Annotated in this window: 16 protein-coding genes and 2 pseudogenes; 13 read left to right on the forward strand and 5 right to left on the reverse strand. The window is 51.1% G+C overall.

Annotated elements, in window-relative coordinates:
* Positions 1-75 precede the first annotated feature (75 nt).
* Complete coding sequence (locus HMY34_RS06970; RefSeq protein WP_202718544.1) at positions 76-744, reverse strand: protein-L-isoaspartate(D-aspartate) O-methyltransferase; 669 nt, start codon at positions 742-744, stop codon at positions 76-78.
* On the reverse strand, positions 731-1,495 hold the full coding sequence (gene surE / locus HMY34_RS06975; RefSeq protein ID WP_202718545.1) for a 5'/3'-nucleotidase SurE: 765 nt from the start codon (positions 1,493-1,495) through the stop codon (positions 731-733). The genes HMY34_RS06970 and surE overlap by 14 nt, the downstream gene beginning before the upstream one ends.
* Between surE and HMY34_RS06980 the strand changes: the two genes are divergently transcribed.
* The 4 genes from HMY34_RS06980 to HMY34_RS06995 all read left to right on the forward strand — a co-directional run bounded on the left by HMY34_RS06980 (position 1,494) and on the right by HMY34_RS06995 (position 6,320).
* Positions 1,494-2,018: a Smr/MutS family protein gene (locus HMY34_RS06980; RefSeq protein WP_228287998.1), complete on the forward strand. Its 525-nt coding sequence runs from the start codon at positions 1,494-1,496 to the stop codon at positions 2,016-2,018. The two genes, surE and HMY34_RS06980, sit on opposite strands and share 2 nt — an antisense overlap.
* Positions 2,019-2,083: 65 nt before the next feature.
* Positions 2,084-4,165: a reprolysin-like metallopeptidase gene (locus tag HMY34_RS06985; RefSeq protein WP_202718546.1), complete on the forward strand. Its 2,082-nt coding sequence runs from the start codon at positions 2,084-2,086 to the stop codon at positions 4,163-4,165.
* Positions 4,165-4,584, forward strand: coding sequence for a hypothetical protein (locus HMY34_RS06990; protein ID WP_202718547.1), 420 nt, complete (start codon positions 4,165-4,167; stop codon positions 4,582-4,584). The genes HMY34_RS06985 and HMY34_RS06990 overlap by 1 nt, the downstream gene beginning before the upstream one ends.
* 41 nt (positions 4,585-4,625) lie before the next feature.
* A complete protein-coding gene (locus tag HMY34_RS06995; RefSeq protein ID WP_202718548.1) occupies positions 4,626-6,320 on the forward strand; it encodes an AAA family ATPase in 1,695 nt (564 codons plus the stop codon).
* A 65-nt stretch (positions 6,321-6,385) separates the two neighbouring features.
* Here the strand turns inward: HMY34_RS06995 and rpiA are convergent, their stop codons facing one another.
* Positions 6,386-7,042 carry a ribose-5-phosphate isomerase RpiA gene (gene rpiA, locus HMY34_RS07000; protein ID WP_202718549.1) on the reverse strand — a complete coding sequence of 219 codons (657 nt, stop codon included), beginning with the start codon at positions 7,040-7,042 and terminating at the stop codon, positions 6,386-6,388.
* 93 nt (positions 7,043-7,135) lie between these two features.
* On the opposite strand from rpiA, the gene ilvA reads away from it, so the two are divergent.
* Together ilvA and HMY34_RS07010 are read left to right on the forward strand one after the other, a co-directional pair.
* Positions 7,136-8,647, forward strand: coding sequence for a threonine ammonia-lyase, biosynthetic (ilvA, locus tag HMY34_RS07005; protein WP_202718550.1), 1,512 nt, complete (start codon positions 7,136-7,138; stop codon positions 8,645-8,647).
* Between the two features lie 42 nt (positions 8,648-8,689).
* Complete coding sequence (locus HMY34_RS07010; RefSeq protein WP_202718551.1) at positions 8,690-9,565, forward strand: IS982 family transposase; 876 nt, start codon at positions 8,690-8,692, stop codon at positions 9,563-9,565.
* A 258-nt stretch (positions 9,566-9,823) separates the two neighbouring features.
* Here the strand turns inward: HMY34_RS07010 and HMY34_RS07015 are convergent, their stop codons facing one another.
* Entirely contained in the window at positions 9,824-10,201 is a 378-nt protein-coding gene (locus HMY34_RS07015) for a helix-turn-helix domain-containing protein (protein ID WP_323127461.1), read from the reverse strand.
* On the opposite strand from HMY34_RS07015, the gene HMY34_RS07020 reads away from it, so the two are divergent.
* The 4 genes and pseudogenes from HMY34_RS07020 (at position 10,176) to HMY34_RS07035 (ending at position 12,364) form a co-directional block, all read left to right on the forward strand.
* Positions 10,176-11,045, forward strand: a complete 870-nt coding sequence (locus HMY34_RS07020; RefSeq protein WP_202718553.1) for an IS982 family transposase — start codon at positions 10,176-10,178, stop codon at positions 11,043-11,045. The two genes, HMY34_RS07015 and HMY34_RS07020, sit on opposite strands and share 26 nt — an antisense overlap.
* Before the next feature lie 77 nt (positions 11,046-11,122).
* Positions 11,123-11,575 (forward strand): annotated as a pseudogene (locus tag HMY34_RS20620) (helix-turn-helix transcriptional regulator).
* Between the two features lie 189 nt (positions 11,576-11,764).
* Positions 11,765-11,995 (forward strand): hypothetical protein, encoded by a 231-nt coding sequence (locus HMY34_RS07030; protein WP_202718554.1) that lies wholly within the window; start codon positions 11,765-11,767, stop codon positions 11,993-11,995.
* Between the two features lie 45 nt (positions 11,996-12,040).
* Complete coding sequence (locus HMY34_RS07035; RefSeq protein WP_202718555.1) at positions 12,041-12,364, forward strand: NGK_0946 family protein; 324 nt, start codon at positions 12,041-12,043, stop codon at positions 12,362-12,364.
* Between the two features lie 67 nt (positions 12,365-12,431).
* Here the strand turns inward: HMY34_RS07035 and HMY34_RS07040 are convergent, their stop codons facing one another.
* A complete protein-coding gene (locus tag HMY34_RS07040) occupies positions 12,432-13,202 on the reverse strand; it encodes an arylamine N-acetyltransferase family protein (protein WP_202718556.1) in 771 nt (256 codons plus the stop codon).
* A 106-nt stretch (positions 13,203-13,308) separates the two neighbouring features.
* Between HMY34_RS07040 and HMY34_RS07045 the strand changes: the two genes are divergently transcribed.
* The 3 genes and pseudogenes from HMY34_RS07045 (at position 13,309) to HMY34_RS07055 (ending at position 15,643) form a co-directional block, all read left to right on the forward strand.
* Complete coding sequence (locus tag HMY34_RS07045; RefSeq protein WP_202718557.1) at positions 13,309-13,608, forward strand: GNAT family N-acetyltransferase; 300 nt, start codon at positions 13,309-13,311, stop codon at positions 13,606-13,608.
* An 86-nt stretch (positions 13,609-13,694) separates the two neighbouring features.
* A complete protein-coding gene (locus HMY34_RS07050; RefSeq protein WP_202718558.1) occupies positions 13,695-14,540 on the forward strand; it encodes an IS982 family transposase in 846 nt (281 codons plus the stop codon).
* A gap of 54 nt (positions 14,541-14,594) precedes the next feature.
* A pseudogene (locus HMY34_RS07055) lies at positions 14,595-15,643 on the forward strand (IS630 family transposase).
* Positions 15,644-15,708: the final 65 nt, after the last annotated feature.

Here is a 15,708-nt window from a genome sequence, read left to right on the forward strand (position 1 = left end):
TAACTTTGGAATATATACCAAATTTAGGAAAAAACGTCGCCATATTAAGGCAACGTTCGTATTTATTGCCGGATTTTACTTGATCATGGGTACAAACTGTACCGCTTCGTGCGCCACCGTTGCATAAGTGTCCTGATGCGTGCGTGTAATCACTTGTAGCCGTTGCGAACCACCCTGCTTACCCACCGGTATGATCAACTTAGCGCCAATCGCGAGTTGTTCCAGCAAAGCGGGAGGAACCGTTTCCGGCGCTGCCGTTGCAATAATGGCATCAAACGGCGCCTCACTTGCCACACCCCAACTGCCATCACTCAGGTAAGTGCGGATATTATCGTAGCCCAATGCCGCCAGCATTTCACGAGTCGCGCGATGCAATGGCTCAATGCGTTCCACCGTGAATACCGTTTCAACCAGTGACGCCAGCACCGCCGCCTGATAACCCGAACCGGTTCCCACTTCCAACACTTTGCGGGGTGGATTTTCACCCGCTAACAGCAATTCGGTCATTCGCGCCACGATGTAAGGCTGGGAAATGGTTTGCCCATGCCCGATGGGTAACGCGGTATCTTCATACGCACGACTGGCGAGAGCCTCATCCACCAACAAATGGCGCGGGGTTTTGCTGATGACCGCTAACACCGCTTCATTGCAAATGCCATTTTCGCGCAAACGCGCCACCAAACGGTTACGGGTACGCTGCGAGGTCATGCCGATGCCTTGCACATCCAGTTTACGCGGCAACATGGCAAGTCTCCAACCAACGCGCGGTGGCTGCCAAGGCACTGTGGCGCGTCAAATCTGCATGAAGCGGGGTAATCGACACGTAACCGGCTTGCACCGCGTGAAAATCCGTACCCTCACCCGCATCGGCGGCATCCCCCGGCGGGCCTATCCAGAAAATATCGCGTCCGCGTGGATCGTGCGCCCGAATCACCGGCTCAGAACGGTGACGATTGCCCAAGCGTGTCACACAAAAGCCACGAATTTGCTCCCACGGCACATCCGGCACATTGATATTGAGGATCATCTGGCTGCTATCGGGGTAAGCTCGCACCTGCGGCAATAACTGCAACACCACTTTTGCCGCCGTATCGAAATGCGACACCGCCCCACGCCCCACGGCTGCCAACGACACCGCCAATGCCGGATACCCTAGAAAGCGCCCTTCCATCGCCGCCGCCACCGTACCGGAATACAGCACATCATCCCCCATATTAGCCCCGGCGTTGATACCGGAAATCACCATATCGGGGTCATGCGCGTATAATCCTAGGCCAAGATGAACGCAATCGGTCGGTGTGCCATTCACGCTGTAAACGTGTGCCGCGTGTTGCGTCAAGCGTAAGGGATTGCGCAAGGTCAGCGAATTACTCGCCCCGCTACAATCCTGATCGGGCGCAACTGTGATAACATCACCAACCGTTATTAGTGCCTCACGCAAACGGTTAATACCGGGCGCGTTAACGCCATCATCGTTACTGAGCAGTATATTCATGAGTACTGAAGAGTTTTCCTTGTTTCGAGAATCCATGCACGATGTGAAACCGTTACGGGTCAAGCATCATGCCCTACATCATAGCGCAAAACCGCCCGCCATACCCATGAAGACCTTGGAAGACGAACGCCAAGTGCTGCGCGATATGCTCTCGGATGCTTACGATCCGGTTGAAATTCAACCCGGTGATATGCTCAGTTATTACCTGCCGGGGCTGCAAAACCGCATTGTGCGCAAATTGCGTTCCGGGCATTACCGCATTGCCAGTGAACTCGATTTACACGGCCTTAGCGCTCGCGATGCCAAGTTGCAATTGCTGAAATTCCTGCACGATGCACACCCCGGTCATGGCGAATGTGTACGTATTATTCACGGCAAAGGCAACCGTTCCACCTACAAAGGCCCGGTGATCAAAACCAAGATCAATAACTGGCTACGCCAACACGAACGCATTCTCGCGTTTCATTCCGCCCGTCCGGTTGATGGCGGAACGGGCGCAATTTATGTGTTATTACGTCGCTAAACCGGTGCGAATGGTTTATGATTGTGCTCAAATTACGGGCATATAAATAACGGCGATGATCTACAATGAAATATTTATGGGCAATATTGTCACTGTTGGTGACAAGCAACGTGGATGCTGCATCCCCTTTGTGGCAAGACATTCAAGCACGCAGTGCAAACCAACCCACTGAATCTGGCTTACAGCACTACCGTTTACTGCATTTGGATGAAACCCAACTGTTCGCACAACTGGCGCAAACCGGCAGTGCCAACAGCGATAATGCCCAAGCACGCAGCGCCTTGCCCAGCATTGACCTGCCCTTGCCGGATGGCGGTTTCGCCAACGTAACCGTCACGCCGACGGCAGTACTCGCCCCCGACATCGCCGCCACGCACCCCGATATTGGCACATGGAAAGTCTTCGGCACTGACGGCAAAGTGATTAGCGGTGTATTGGATTTCACTCCCGCAGGCTTGCACGCCATGCTCGATATGGCGAATGGCGACACGCTGTTCATTGACCCGCAAGTTGACGGTGCAACACGCCAATACCTGAGTTTTCGTAAAAGCGCCAATCTGGAAGCGTTCCGGCGCGGCGACTGGTCATGCACCACGCACCAACAACCCGGCACACCGAGTTTTTCCAGTGCCGTCCGTGCCAATACCGCTGCCCGTAGCGTCGCAGCCAAAGCGGGGGAAACCTTGCATACCTATCGCATTGCAATCGCAGCCACGGCGGAATACACCAGCTTTCACGGCGGACAAAATGCCGCATTTAGCGCCATTGTCACCACCGTCAATCGTCTTAATCAGATTTACGAACGCGATTTGTCGACACGCCTGACCTTGGTCAGCGGCACGAATATGATTTACACCAATGCGGGTACTGATCCGTACACCAACAACGATCCCCTCAAAATGTTGTCAGAAAACACCCTTGCACTGGATAGAACCTTGGGCAATGCCAGCTACGATATTGGGCATGTACTTGCCACCAATGGCGGAGGTTTGGCGAGTGTGGCAACCGTTTGCGGGCAATACAAAGCTGAAGGTGTAACCGGCTTAGCCGAACCCAAGGGCGATTCTTTTATCGTGGATTATGTCTCGCATGAAATCGGGCATCAGTTGGGTGCATCCCACACCTTCAACGGCTTACGCGGCTCGTGCTCTGGTAACAACCGTGAACCTGCAACGGCTTACGAACCGGGTAGCGGCAGCACCATTATGGCTTACACCGGTTTATGCAATGGCGACAATCTGCAAGTCGACAGCGACGCCATGATGCATTCCGCATCGATCCAACAAATTCAAGACTACCTCCACGATAGCCGCAGTGAAGGGGCAAGTTGTGCCATTAAAACCAGCCTGAGCAATCGCACCCCCAGCGTGGAGGCAGGCAGCGAGTACACCATTCCAGCCGCTACTCCTTTTATTTTAAACGGTTCAGGCACGGATGCTGATGGCAATACCTTGAGCTATTCGTGGGAACAAGTGGATGCAGGAACGGGAGCGTTCGTGAATGTTGATCTGGGGGACAATGCCCTGATTCGTGCACATCTGCCCACTGGTTTGCCGGAGCGCACCATTCCGCAAATGTCCGACTTGGTGGGGCGCGTGCAGTCAGCGGGTGAGGTATTGCCTGTTACTTCACGCTACCTCAATTTCCGCCTGTTAGCACGGGACTCGCGGGGTGGTATTGGCTATGACGATACACGCATCCGCGTGCAAAACACCGGCAGCGCGTTTGCGATTACCGAACCGTCTAGCACCAATCTGAGCAGAAACAGCCTGCAAAACGTCGCGTGGAATGTCGCCAATACCAACCAAGCGCCGATCAATTGCAGCGCCGTCGATATTGCGGTAAGCGCTGACAATGGCAAGACGTTCACCACACTTCTCAGCAATACTCAAAATGACGGCAATGCCGTCGTGACATTACCGGCGACTTTGGGTAATACCACCTACCTGCGGGTCAAATGCAGCAATAACATTTTCTTTGCATTATCTGCCACGAATCCGGCGCAAGCACGTACCAGCAATGACACCAGCAGCGCACTTAACGTGAACACGAATGTGCTGAGCGGTGGCGGCGGTTCGATGCCTTATGCGGGGCTGTTACTGCTGGGTTTGTATGGATTGTTACGTTCACGTAAAGGAACACGCTGATGAAAGCCACGCTCTGTGCCTTATTATGCGCCAGCAGTTTAAGTGCCTGCCAAGCGCCTGCCACCCCTGAACCCCCTGAGAAAAAAGGGATACACATTCCCTCTGCGGCGGAAATCAGCAGCACGCAAGAGCAATACTACGCAGAGCAATTGCCGCTATTGCAAGCACGTAATGCCAGTGTTGATGCAACCGCGAGTATTCAGCAAGGTAAGCGCTATTTTCTGTGCAATGCGGGGCGTAGCAGTACCGTTCCCGGCATTGCGGCGGAGGTATTCGCGACAGTACGCGACAAATGCCCGACGGAGTGTTTGGATGGGGTGACGGACGCACTGTACGGGGAAAACCACCGCCGGTATCTAGCAGTAGCGTTGGACTATTCCGCGCAATGGAACAAGGTGATGTTGACGGCTTGCCGTTAGACCTATGCTAAACTGTCCGCATCACCCCGAAGGACAGCGGCATGAAAATCCCTTACGGCGAAAGCAATTTCAAAAAAGTCATCACGGAAGGGTTTGTCTACTTTGACAAGACCCCTTACATTCCCACGCTCGAAGCGGCAGGCAGCCACCTGTTCTTGCTGCGCCCCCGCCGTTTTGGTAAAAGCCTATTCCTGTCGATGCTCGAATATTACTACGATGTCGCCCATCAGCATGAATTTGCGACGCTGTTTGGCAACCTATACATCGGGCAAAATCCCACCCCGTTGCACAACAGTTATCAAGTGCTCTTCATGGATTTCAGCGGTATTGATACCGATGCAGGGCATGATGCCATCTTGCAACGCTTTACTAGCAAGATCGACATGCACTTGCAAACGTTCTTGCGCCGCTACGCCTACCCTGCCAGTTACCAAGTGGCTATCCGAGAAAAGGCTTCCCCTGCCGATAAAATGCAGCAATTCGTTGAGCTATTGGGTGAGCAAAAATTCCTGCTGCTGATCGACGAATACGACCACTTCGCCAACAGCATCCTCGCGGCTGATATGAAGTTATTCCTGCGCATCATGGGCAAAGGCGGCTTCGTGCGTAGTTTCTACGAGGTGCTAAAAACCGCCACACAACGCGGCACGCTTGACCGCCTGTTCGTCACAGGAGTCACGCCCATTATGCTCGACAGCATGACCAGTGGGTTTAACATCGGGCAGAACCTGTCATTGCATGAAGCGTTCAATGAAGCCATTGGTTTTACCAAAGCAGAAGTTGCCAGCTTATTACAACCCTTGGCGGACACTTGCCCCGTAGGATTAGCGCCACTGCTGGCGGATGTCACCCGCTGGTACAATGGCTACCGTTTCAACCTTAAAGCACCTGAAACGGTCTACAACGCCAACATGGTGCTGTATTTCGTCAAAAATTTTGATCAAAAACGCTGCGAATATCCCGACCCGATGATGGATGAAAACATCGCCTCCGATTACGGCAAAATCATGGGCATGTTCAGCATCGGCAACCGCGACACCAATTTCGCCGTACTGGATGAGTTGATCAATGCTGAAACCGTGACCGCCCAACAACGCCGCAAATTCGAGTTTGACAAAGGCTTTGACCGCGACGATTTCATCAGCCTGTTGGCATACATGGGTTTCATCACGCTGGAACGCAAAACGCTGGCGGGGGAAACCTTTGTCATCCCCAACTACGCCATCCGCGAATTCTACTTTCATTATTTCAAGGTGGAGCTGGAACGCCGCAACCAGATGAGCATCCCCAATCATACCCTGCGGCTGGCAGTGGAAAAGCTGGCGCTGTATGCCGACTTCCAACCGCTGCTGGATGAAATGGTACGCGCCTTGCGCCTGCTCTCCAACCGCGATGCAATGGGCATGGATGAGAAGCACGTCAAGGTGTTACTGCTTACCTTGTTGTACCAGACGCAAATCTATTTCGTGCAAAGCGAACGCGAACTCAACCGCAAATATCCCGATATTTTGCTGCTGGAACGCAATCCGATAGCCGTGCCAACCCAACACCTGATCGAATTGAAATACAGCAAAAAAAGCGACAAGGCAGCGGGCTGGGCAGCCAAAAAGCAGGAGGGGCTGGAGCAAGTACAGGGCTATTTGCAACTGCCGGAGATTGCCGCGCTGCAAAACCTAGTCGCATGGCTATTGGTCACGGATGGCGAACAAATAGAAGTCATCAAGGTCGGCGCTTAACTCGTAGGGGCGGTTCACGAACCGCCCCTACACCACTCCCACAAATCAACACATCCGATTGATTCTTAAACCAGTGTCCGCACCCCGTTCGCACCTGCCAAAATCAGCACATCCGCCGGACGAATCGCAAACAAACCGTTGGTCACAATCCCCGGAATCTGGTTCAGGCTATTTTCCAACGCCACCGCATCGGTAATTTCCAGCCCATGCACGTCGATAATAATATTGCCGTTATCCGTGGTGAAGCCCGCCCGCAGCACCGGATTACCACCCAGTTTCACCATTTCCCGCGCCACCAACGCCTGTGCCATCGGAATCACTTCCAGCGGCAATGGGAACTTGCCCAGCGTATTCACCAGCTTGGAATCATCGGCAATACATACAAACTTATCGCTTGCGCCCGCCACAATCTTTTCGCGAGTCAATGCACCGCCGCCGCCTTTCACCAAGTGCAAATCTTCGTTGGACTCATCCGCGCCATCGACGTACAGCGACAACTGCCCTGCTTCGTTCAAATCCAACACGCGGAAACCGTGCGCTTCCAAACGGTTAGCACTGGCGATAGAGCTAGCAACCGTCGCTTCCACCTTATGCTTAATCCCCGCCAGCAAGTCGATGAAATGGTTGGCGGTCGAACCCGTGCCAATTCCCACGATCATGCCCGGTTGGACGTATACCAGCGCGGCTTCTGCTGCCGCTTTTTTCATAGCATCTTGGCTCATAAACTTTCCTGTGATGTTGTAAAAATCTTTCGCAAACCGAAGTTTGCAATATACTAGCCCACACGTAAAGGCAGAGCCGCAAAAGTTGGAATTATGAACAAATCCCTGATCAAACGCATCCTCACCGCCCGCGTCTACGACGTGGCTATCGAAACCCCGCTGGAACGGGCGCGTAGCCTGAGTTCCCGCTTGGGCAATGAAATTTATCTCAAACGCGAAGACTTGCAGCCGGTGTTTTCCTTTAAGCTGCGCGGCGCATTCAACAAAATGTTTTTGCTCTCGCCGGAAGAACGCGCCCACGGGGTCGTCGCAGCTTCGGCTGGCAATCACGCGCAAGGCGTGGCACTTTCCGGTTCAAAACTCGGCATTAAAACCACCATCGTCATGCCCGTCACCACGCCCGACATCAAGGTGAATGCGGTGAAAGCCTTTGGTGGCAATGCGGTGTTGCATGGCAATTCCTACGACGAAGCCTACGCCCACGCCCGCGAATTGGAACGCGAACACCAGATGACGTTTGTGCATCCCTTCGACGATCTCGACGTGATTGCGGGGCAAGGTACGATTGGCATGGAAATCTTGCGCCAACATTCCGACCCGATTGAAGCGGTATTTTTGTGCGTTGGCGGCGGCGGCCTGATTGCTGGAGTGGGCAGTTACCTCAAATACCTCTACCCCACTATCAAAATCATCGGGGTGGAACACGAAGAAGCGCCCACCTTGCACGCCTCTTTAGCGGCAGGCGAACGGGTGCAATTGGCGCAAGTCGGCACATTTGCGGATGGTGCGGCGGTCAAACTGATCGGTGAAAACACCTTCGAGATTGCCAAACACATTGTCGATGAAGTGATTTTGGTCAGCACCGACGAAACCTGCGCCGCCATCAAGGATGTGTTTGAAGACACCCGCACATTGCTCGAACCGGCGGGCGCGTTAGCCGTGGCAGGCATTAAAAAATACGTGGCACGCGAAAACATTCAAGGTAAACACCTGATTGCAACCGCGAGTGGTGCGAACATCAACTTCGACCGTTTGCGCCACGTTGCCGAACGTGCCGAGTTGGGCGAGGGGCGCGAAATGTTGCTGGCGGTAACGATTCCTGAACGTCCGGGCAGTTTCCGCGAATTCTGCCACGACATCAGCAACCGCCCGATCACCGAATTCAACTACCGCTATGCCGATGCGCGGGACGCACAAGTGTTCGCGGGGGTGAAGATTGCGGGTAAGCAGGAACGCGCTACGTTGCTGGGGGATTTGCGTACCAAAGGCTATTCAGTGACGGATTTGACCGATAATGAGGTGGCGAAAATTCACCTGCGTTACATGGTGGGTGGGCATTCTAATGGCGCGGAGCATGAAGTGCTGTACCGTTTCACCTTCCCCGAACGCCCAGGCGCGTTGCTGCATTTCCTCACCAGCATGAGCGCGGGGTGGAATATCAGCTTGTTCCACTACCGCAATCACGGCTCGGATTTCGGACGCGTGTTGGTGGGAATGCAAGTGCCAGAACAGGAACGCGGCGAATTTTGCCAGTTTCTGGAGAAGCTGGGGTATGAGTATTGGGATGAGACGGAGAATTCGGCTTATCAGCGCTTCCTCGGATAAATCATTCTTTAAATGTGAATTAAGGGCAAACAACAAGCCATAGTGAAAGCCATTATCATCCACGTATACTGCCTGATAGACGACTGGCTGAAGAAACTGCCGGTTATTTTGCGCCACCGTGGTTTCAGCCCGGTCTTCAGTGATGCCGAAGTGCTGACATTGGAGGTGGTGGCTGAATTTATGGGATATGAAGAGGACAAACAGGCTTGGGAGTATTTCCGTCGCCACTGGCTGGAGTGGTTTCCCAAGCTTCCCAGCCGTAGCACTTATGTCCGCCAAGCGGCACATTTGTGGCGGGTAAAGCAGCAGCTTCATGCTGACCTGTGCAGGGAAATGGGTGTGATGGGAAACGGCGTGCACCGCGTGGATGGTTTCCCCCTGAAGCTGTGTAATTTTCGGCGTGCTAACCATTGCCGTTTGTTCGCGGGATTGGCGGGCTACGGCTACTGTGCATCCAAAGACCAGCACTACTATGGTTTTCAGGCCGTCTTGTTGGTGAGCGGTTGTGGTGTGGTCACGGGCATCAACGTGATGGCAGCCAATCATGATGAAGCTGACGGCATCTGGGAATGCCTGCATGGACAAACGGGCCTCATGCCGGGGGATAAGGGGTTTATCCGACCTATCCACCAAGCAGGGTTGCAAGCCATCGGCCTGAATTTGCAAACGCCACTGCGCCGCAATATGCAAGATGATCGCCCCAAGGAATATGTCCGGGAACTCATGCGGGAGCGGCGTTTGGTCGAGACGGTCATTGGGCAATTGACGGAGCGTTTCCATATCCAGCGTGTCCGGGCACGGGATAGGTGGCATCTGACCGTCAGGATTTTTCGCAAAGTGTTGAGCCATACCGTGGCAGTATTCCTGAATAGAATGCTTGGCAACTCATCGTTACAGTTGGTCAACTTGCTGGTGTAACGGCGGGAGGAAACTAAGCGACTTCATAATTTACTGCCAACCGGCGGTACAATTCCCTAATGTGTCCGATTCGGGGGAATCGACATCAGATCAATGTTGCACACGGCGTTTATCTCGTCTTGCAGCGCATCCAGTTTTTTTAATCTCTACTCGGCGTTCCTGCACCAACGCTTCATCCTTGCGAGAATTTTGTTTCTCAGTACAGTGATAACTCATGCCGCCTGCGTACAATAAGTCGTAGTAAGATTGTTTGGATTGTTAGGTGATGCCGTAATTCACTTCCAAGTAACTGCACAGTTCTTCCAAACGCAGGCTTTCGTGTTGACCAATCCAAGCGAGGACAACTTCCCTCTGGGCATCCGTTAGAAAGCTTTGGCTACCCCGATAAGCAACACGCAAGCACACCACACCTTCATTTTGGAAACGGTGTTTCCATTTGCTCACGTACTGCGGGGAGATACCCAATGACTCGCAAATTTGGGGCGTGGATACACCTATTTGTGCCAGTTTTATACTTAACCTGAGTTCGGGATAAGGTAAGGCGCAGCCTTTCATGGGAGAATGTGAGTAACCACACACCACATTGACCCCACTAAAGGCTGCTACTGAGATGCTAACACGGTTATTCTGTGCCATTGACGATTTTTGTCAGGACTTTCATCCCGAATGGAACAAAACGTTATTGACCCCGAAAGGCGGGCATCGTCGTCGCCACAGTGGTCTTGGCGATAGTGAAATTATGACGATTTTGGTGCATTACCACCAAGTGGGGTATCGTACTTTCAAGTGGTATTATGAGCGTCATGTCAAAGTATTTCTTAAGGGTTATTTCCCGCAACTCCCTAGTTATCAACGTTTTATTGAGTTAATGCCGCGTGTTCTTTTGCCACTAACCCTGTTTATGCAGCACCGCTGTGAAACGGGACGAGGTATTGCCTTCATAGACTCTACCCCCTTGAAAGTCTGTGAAAATTTGCGTATTCCACGTCATCACACCTTTCGCAAAGACGCAGGGCGGGGTAAATCGTCAACAGGCTGGTTTTATGGGTTCAAACTTCATTTGGTCGTGGATGACTGCGGCAATATTTTATCGTTTGCCGTTACTTCGGGTAATACCGATGACCGTAAGCCCGTTCCCACGTTGCTGAAAAAAGTGGTCGGCAAAGTCTTTGGTGATCGTGGCTACATTTCCAAGGCATTGACAGAATCGTTGGCAGAGCAAGGGGTTGAATGGATTACCTCGCTGAAGAAAAACATGAAACCCGTGGCGCGTGACACGTTCGATACACTGATGTTGCGTAAACGAAGCATCATCGAAACCATCAATGATCAGTTGAAAAATATTTCACAAATTGAGCATTCACGCCACCGTTCACTCACTAACTATATGATTAACATCATTGCTGGCTTGGTGGCTTATGCCTATCAAGATAAAAAATCAGCACTGGATTTAAAAACATCAGCATTGGTTGTGATCTAAATCGAGGGATGGCTTATCCCGAACTCAGGTTATACTACAAAAACCAATCAACGATGACCCACCAAAGGAGTACCACCATGCGCACCATTTACCGCGACATTCAGGACTTGAGCTTGTCGGGTGTGCCGGTGGAAGGCGAAGCGGGGGTGGGTTATCACCTGCATTATTCGCTGGATATTCCGCCGCTGATGTTTAGCGCCGCTGAAATCGAAGCACTGGTTGTCGGGGCGCGGATCTTGAAAGCGTGGGGTGGCAGCGAACGCCATGCGATTGCGCAACGCCGTTATCTGCGGCTGAATTACCAACGCGCTGACCACGAATCCAGCCAGCGCGACGTCAAACCGCTGGGGCTGTTTTTCTAGGGCAATGTGTGGACGCTGACTGCTTGGTGCGAATTGCGTAACGATTTCCGCACTTTTCGTCTTGACCGCATCCGCTGGCTCGATACGCTGGAACGTGACTTTGAGGAATTGCCGGGGCAAACCTTGGGCGATTTCGTCAGGCTGATGCAGCAGTCAGAGCATTACTGAACCTAGCGCGACTGGGTAGCTTGCCAACAGGTTGTTGATGTTTTCCGACACAACCAATTATCCAAAAAAGCGTAGAGTGCCAAAAGTCTTATGGTAGCATTCATCTGTCACTAAGCAATTCATAACGCAGAAAATTCAGTTTTTTGTTTTATGAATCATGTTATTAAAAATAAATGAGTGTCTCTATACATGATCAAAATTAACCAATTAATGGGAGCTTCGGTGCTGTTGTCTCTCGTCACTGGGTGCGCGACCCCTGTTGCACCTGAAATGACACAAGCACAAGCTGAAACCAATCGCCAATACATTGACCAAATTGATGCCAGCGACCGTGACCGTGCTCACGTTGAGCGTATGCGCGAAGTGGAAGCCATTGAGCGTATCAATCGCAGTGCTCCCCCGCTGGTTATTATTAAGTAACCCCCTCGTCTCCTCATTTTAATCTAACAACAAAGGATTCAATTTATGAAAACCATCCATTTTTCACCTGTTCTTTTAGCCTCTGTTTTGCTGTTTAGCGGTTGTGCTTCTACGGGTGGTAACAACATTACGGCGACCAGTATTAATAGTGCCGCGAGCAAACCCGGTGCGATTATGTCTCAAGCTCAAGCGGAGCAGATTAACCGCCAGCAAGTAGCGCGAATGAATGAAGCCGAAACGCAAATGGCCGGTAATGCCGCAGCCCGTGATGGCGTAGATACTTCACTGCACGGCATCAATGCCGTGGCTGAAACCGCAGTGAATGTTGGCTCTTCGCTCAAGGCACTGGAATTATTGAACCGTTTCTAAGGTACAGCTAGCCAAGCTGAATGGTTTGGCGAGTCATTTACTAAAAGGGTGAAGAGATTTCACCCTTTTACTTTTTAAAGTGTTTGATACCGAAATGTTCCGCCAATACCGCAGTCTGTTCGTGTAGGGCAAGGGTGCGTTGCGTAGTAATACCTTCCTTCACTTGTTTGAAACTGTCACCAAACAGGATGTTGCGCCCACTGACCGTGAAGCGCACCACCAACGGTTTCTGGGTAAACACCGCGTCAGGATGGGTAGAGTTCAACCAGTTTGCCGGAGCAAAATCAATCCACTCGACTGGGCAACGATTAAAGCCGTATTGCTTCACCCATGCACCATCCACTTGCGCTTTGAGGACAATATCGCCACCTTCCTCACTCAGCATGAAAGTGTCGCAACCTTGAGGGATTGGCGTTTCCAGCACATCCAGCCGCAGCGGTGCGCGGATGCCGTAACTGCCAAAACCCAAATCACACAGCCATTCCACTCCGTCCAGCGTGACCAGCAAGGCCATGTGGGTACGCGGGCGTTTCATGGGGTAAAACATCGGGCGGGCGGCAACGAATTGATAAGGGATTTGCAACGCTTGCAGTGCCATTGCAAACAGCCCGTTGACTTCGTAGCAGTAGCCGCCGCGCTGCTTGCCAACGATTTTCGCTACGATGTCGGCGGGGTTGAGGGAAATGGGTTTGCCTGCCAATACATCCAGATTTTCAAAGGGTACACTGCGCAACTGGTGTTGCATCAAGGCTTGCACGGTGGCAAGGTCGGGGCGTAATTCACCCGTGTAGCCGATGCGCTGGCAGTAAGCAGTGAGGTTGAAGGTTTCGGCAATCATCGGTATTCCTCAAAATCTGTGGTCAGTGGCGGCAGTATAGGCGGTACGCGGGAGGCGATACAGATGCAGATTTTGGTTAAATGAGCGGTACAGAGGCACGACGACGATGCAAATAGTAGAAATTCAAGACCCTGCTGACGAGGATATAGCGCCTATCCTGCAAGGCGTGATGGACTATGGCCTATCCCAAATACAGGGCGTTCTTCCCGTCAGGAAGGCTTTTCACTTGAAGGTAGATGGACGGCTTATTGGAGGGGCAACTGTAAAAATCCACTTCACTAAATGTTATCTGGACAATATGTGGGTAGATGAAAAATACCGAGGCAACGGATATGGCGCGTGTTTACTCGAAAAAGTAGCAGAATGTGCGGCAAATCATGCGTGCAATGCCATCTATTTAACCTGAGTTCGGGATAAGGTAAGGCGCAGCCTTTCATGGGAGAATGTGAGTAACCACACACCACATTGACCCCACTAAAGGCTGCTACTGAGATGCTAACACGGTTATTCTGTGCCATTGACGATTTTTGTCAGGACTTTCATCCCGAATGGAACAAAACGTTATTGACCCCGAAAGGCGGGCATCGTCGTCGCCACAGTGGTCTTGGCGATAGTGAAATTATGACGATTTTGGTGCATTACCACCAAGTGGGGTATCGTACTTTCAAGTGGTATTATGAGCGTCATGTCAAAGTATTTCTTAAGGGTCATTTCCCGCAACTCCCTAGTTATCAACGTTTTATTGAGTTAATGCCGCGTGTTCTTTTGCCACTAACCCTGTTTATGCAGCAACGCTGTGAAACGGGACGAGGTATTGCCTTCATAGACTCTACCCCCTTGAAAGTCTGTGAAAATTTGCGTATTCCACGCCATCACACCTTTCGCAAAGAGGCAGGGTGGGGTAAATCGTCAACAGGCTGGTTTTATGGGTTCAAACTTCATTTGGTCGTGGATGACTGCGGCAATATTTTATCGTTTGCCATTACTTCGGGTAATACCGATGACCGTAAGCCCGTTCCCACGTTGCTGAAAAAAGTGGTCGGCAAAGTCTTTGGTGATCGTGGCTACATTTCCAAGGCATTGACAGAATCGTTGGCAGAGCAAGGGGTTGAATGGATTACCTCGCTGAAGAAAAACATGAAACCCGTGGCGCGTGACACGTTCGATACACTGATGTTGCGTAAACGGAGCATCATCGAAACCATCAATGATCAGTTGAAAAATATTTCACAAATTGAGCATTCACGCCACCGTTCACTCACTAACTATATGATTAACATCATTGCTGGCTTGGTGGCTTATGCCTATACCAATCAGTGCCATAAAATGGCTTTCTAGTAATCAAGTAAATATGGTTAACTGACGGTCAATAAAGGCAACTATGAGTAATGTATGACATTAAAAATCACCTTCACTGATGATGAGGTAGCGGAGCTGTTCTACTGGAAGGAGCGCCACCCTCATCCCAGAGTCCGTAAGAAAATGTCCGTGCTGTACCTGAAATCCCAACAGTTGACGCATAAGGAAATCAAACGATTGGAAAGGATTACAGAAGCCACGCTGCTTGCCTACCTAAACGCCTACCAACAACCTAACGGTTTAGAAGCTCTTAAAGAAATACGCTTCAATAAACCAAAGAGTGATTTGATGGCATATAAAGACAAGATTGAGACCTATTTTCGTGAATATCCACCCGCGACCAGCAAGGCAGCAGCCGCCAAGATTGAGGAGCTGACAGGCATCAAACGCAGCGAGGACAGGGTACGTATCTTTATGAAGAAAATAGGGATGGACATCCGTAAAGTGGGGATGATACCCGCCAAAGCTGATGTGGAAGCACAAGAAAAGTTCTTGGAAAATGAACTTAAACCGCGCATTCAAGAGGCTCAAGAAGGTAAACGCGCCCTTTTTTTGTCGATGCCGCCCACTTCGTTTTAGCACCGTTTCTGGGATTTTTGTGGTCATTTTCCCGCGTATTCATCAAAGCGCCCTGTGGTCGACAACGTTACAACGTATTGGGCGCACTCAATGTGATAACACTGCAACTGATCACCCTCACTAACGATACCTATATCAACGCTGGCAGCGTGTGTGAATTATTGGAAAAAATTGCAGCGTTAGCACTCAAAATACCGATCACGTTGGTCTTGGATAATGCCAAGTATCAACGCTGTGAAGCCGTGTTTGCCTGTGCGAAAAGGCTCAATATTGAACTATTGTTTTTACCGACCTATTCACCCAACCTCAATCTGATTGAACGGTTGTGGAAGTTCGTCAAGAAAAAATGCTTGTACTCGAAGTACTATGATAAGTTTCCCGCTTTCAAGTCGGCCATCACCAACTGTCTCGACAAGCTGGATACTGATCACAAGAAAGAACTGGCACAGTTGATGACAACAAACTTTCAAACCTTTAAAAATGTTCAAGTCTTGGCGCTGTGAGGTATATCAAGATAAAAAATCAGCACTGGATTTAAAAACATCAGCATTGGTTGTGATCTAAATCG

It is taken from the genome of Thiothrix subterranea, from assembly GCF_016772315.1.
Taxonomy (GTDB): domain Bacteria; phylum Pseudomonadota; class Gammaproteobacteria; order Thiotrichales; family Thiotrichaceae; genus Thiothrix; species Thiothrix subterranea.

Coding starts and splice junctions, on each gene's coding strand:
- HMY34_RS06970 (WP_202718544.1), bottom strand. CDS start 744: ATGTTGCCGCGTAAACTGGATGTGCAAGGCATCGGCATGACCTCGCAG.
- HMY34_RS06980 (WP_228287998.1), top strand. CDS start 1,494: ATGAGTACTGAAGAGTTTTCCTTGTTTCGAGAATCCATGCACGATGTG.
- surE (WP_202718545.1), bottom strand. CDS start 1,495: ATGAATATACTGCTCAGTAACGATGATGGCGTTAACGCGCCCGGTATT.
- HMY34_RS06985 (WP_202718546.1), top strand. CDS start 2,084: ATGAAATATTTATGGGCAATATTGTCACTGTTGGTGACAAGCAACGTG.
- HMY34_RS06990 (WP_202718547.1), top strand. CDS start 4,165: ATGAAAGCCACGCTCTGTGCCTTATTATGCGCCAGCAGTTTAAGTGCC.
- HMY34_RS06995 (WP_202718548.1), top strand. CDS start 4,626: ATGAAAATCCCTTACGGCGAAAGCAATTTCAAAAAAGTCATCACGGAA.
- rpiA (WP_202718549.1), bottom strand. CDS start 7,042: ATGAGCCAAGATGCTATGAAAAAAGCGGCAGCAGAAGCCGCGCTGGTA.
- ilvA (WP_202718550.1), top strand. CDS start 7,136: ATGAACAAATCCCTGATCAAACGCATCCTCACCGCCCGCGTCTACGAC.
- HMY34_RS07020 (WP_202718553.1), top strand. CDS start 10,176: ATGCTAACACGGTTATTCTGTGCCATTGACGATTTTTGTCAGGACTTT.
- HMY34_RS07015 (WP_323127461.1), bottom strand. CDS start 10,201: ATGGCACAGAATAACCGTGTTAGCATCTCAGTAGCAGCCTTTAGTGGG.
- HMY34_RS07030 (WP_202718554.1), top strand. CDS start 11,765: ATGATCAAAATTAACCAATTAATGGGAGCTTCGGTGCTGTTGTCTCTC.
- HMY34_RS07035 (WP_202718555.1), top strand. CDS start 12,041: ATGAAAACCATCCATTTTTCACCTGTTCTTTTAGCCTCTGTTTTGCTG.
- HMY34_RS07040 (WP_202718556.1), bottom strand. CDS start 13,202: ATGATTGCCGAAACCTTCAACCTCACTGCTTACTGCCAGCGCATCGGC.
- HMY34_RS07045 (WP_202718557.1), top strand. CDS start 13,309: ATGCAAATAGTAGAAATTCAAGACCCTGCTGACGAGGATATAGCGCCT.
- HMY34_RS07050 (WP_202718558.1), top strand. CDS start 13,695: ATGCTAACACGGTTATTCTGTGCCATTGACGATTTTTGTCAGGACTTT.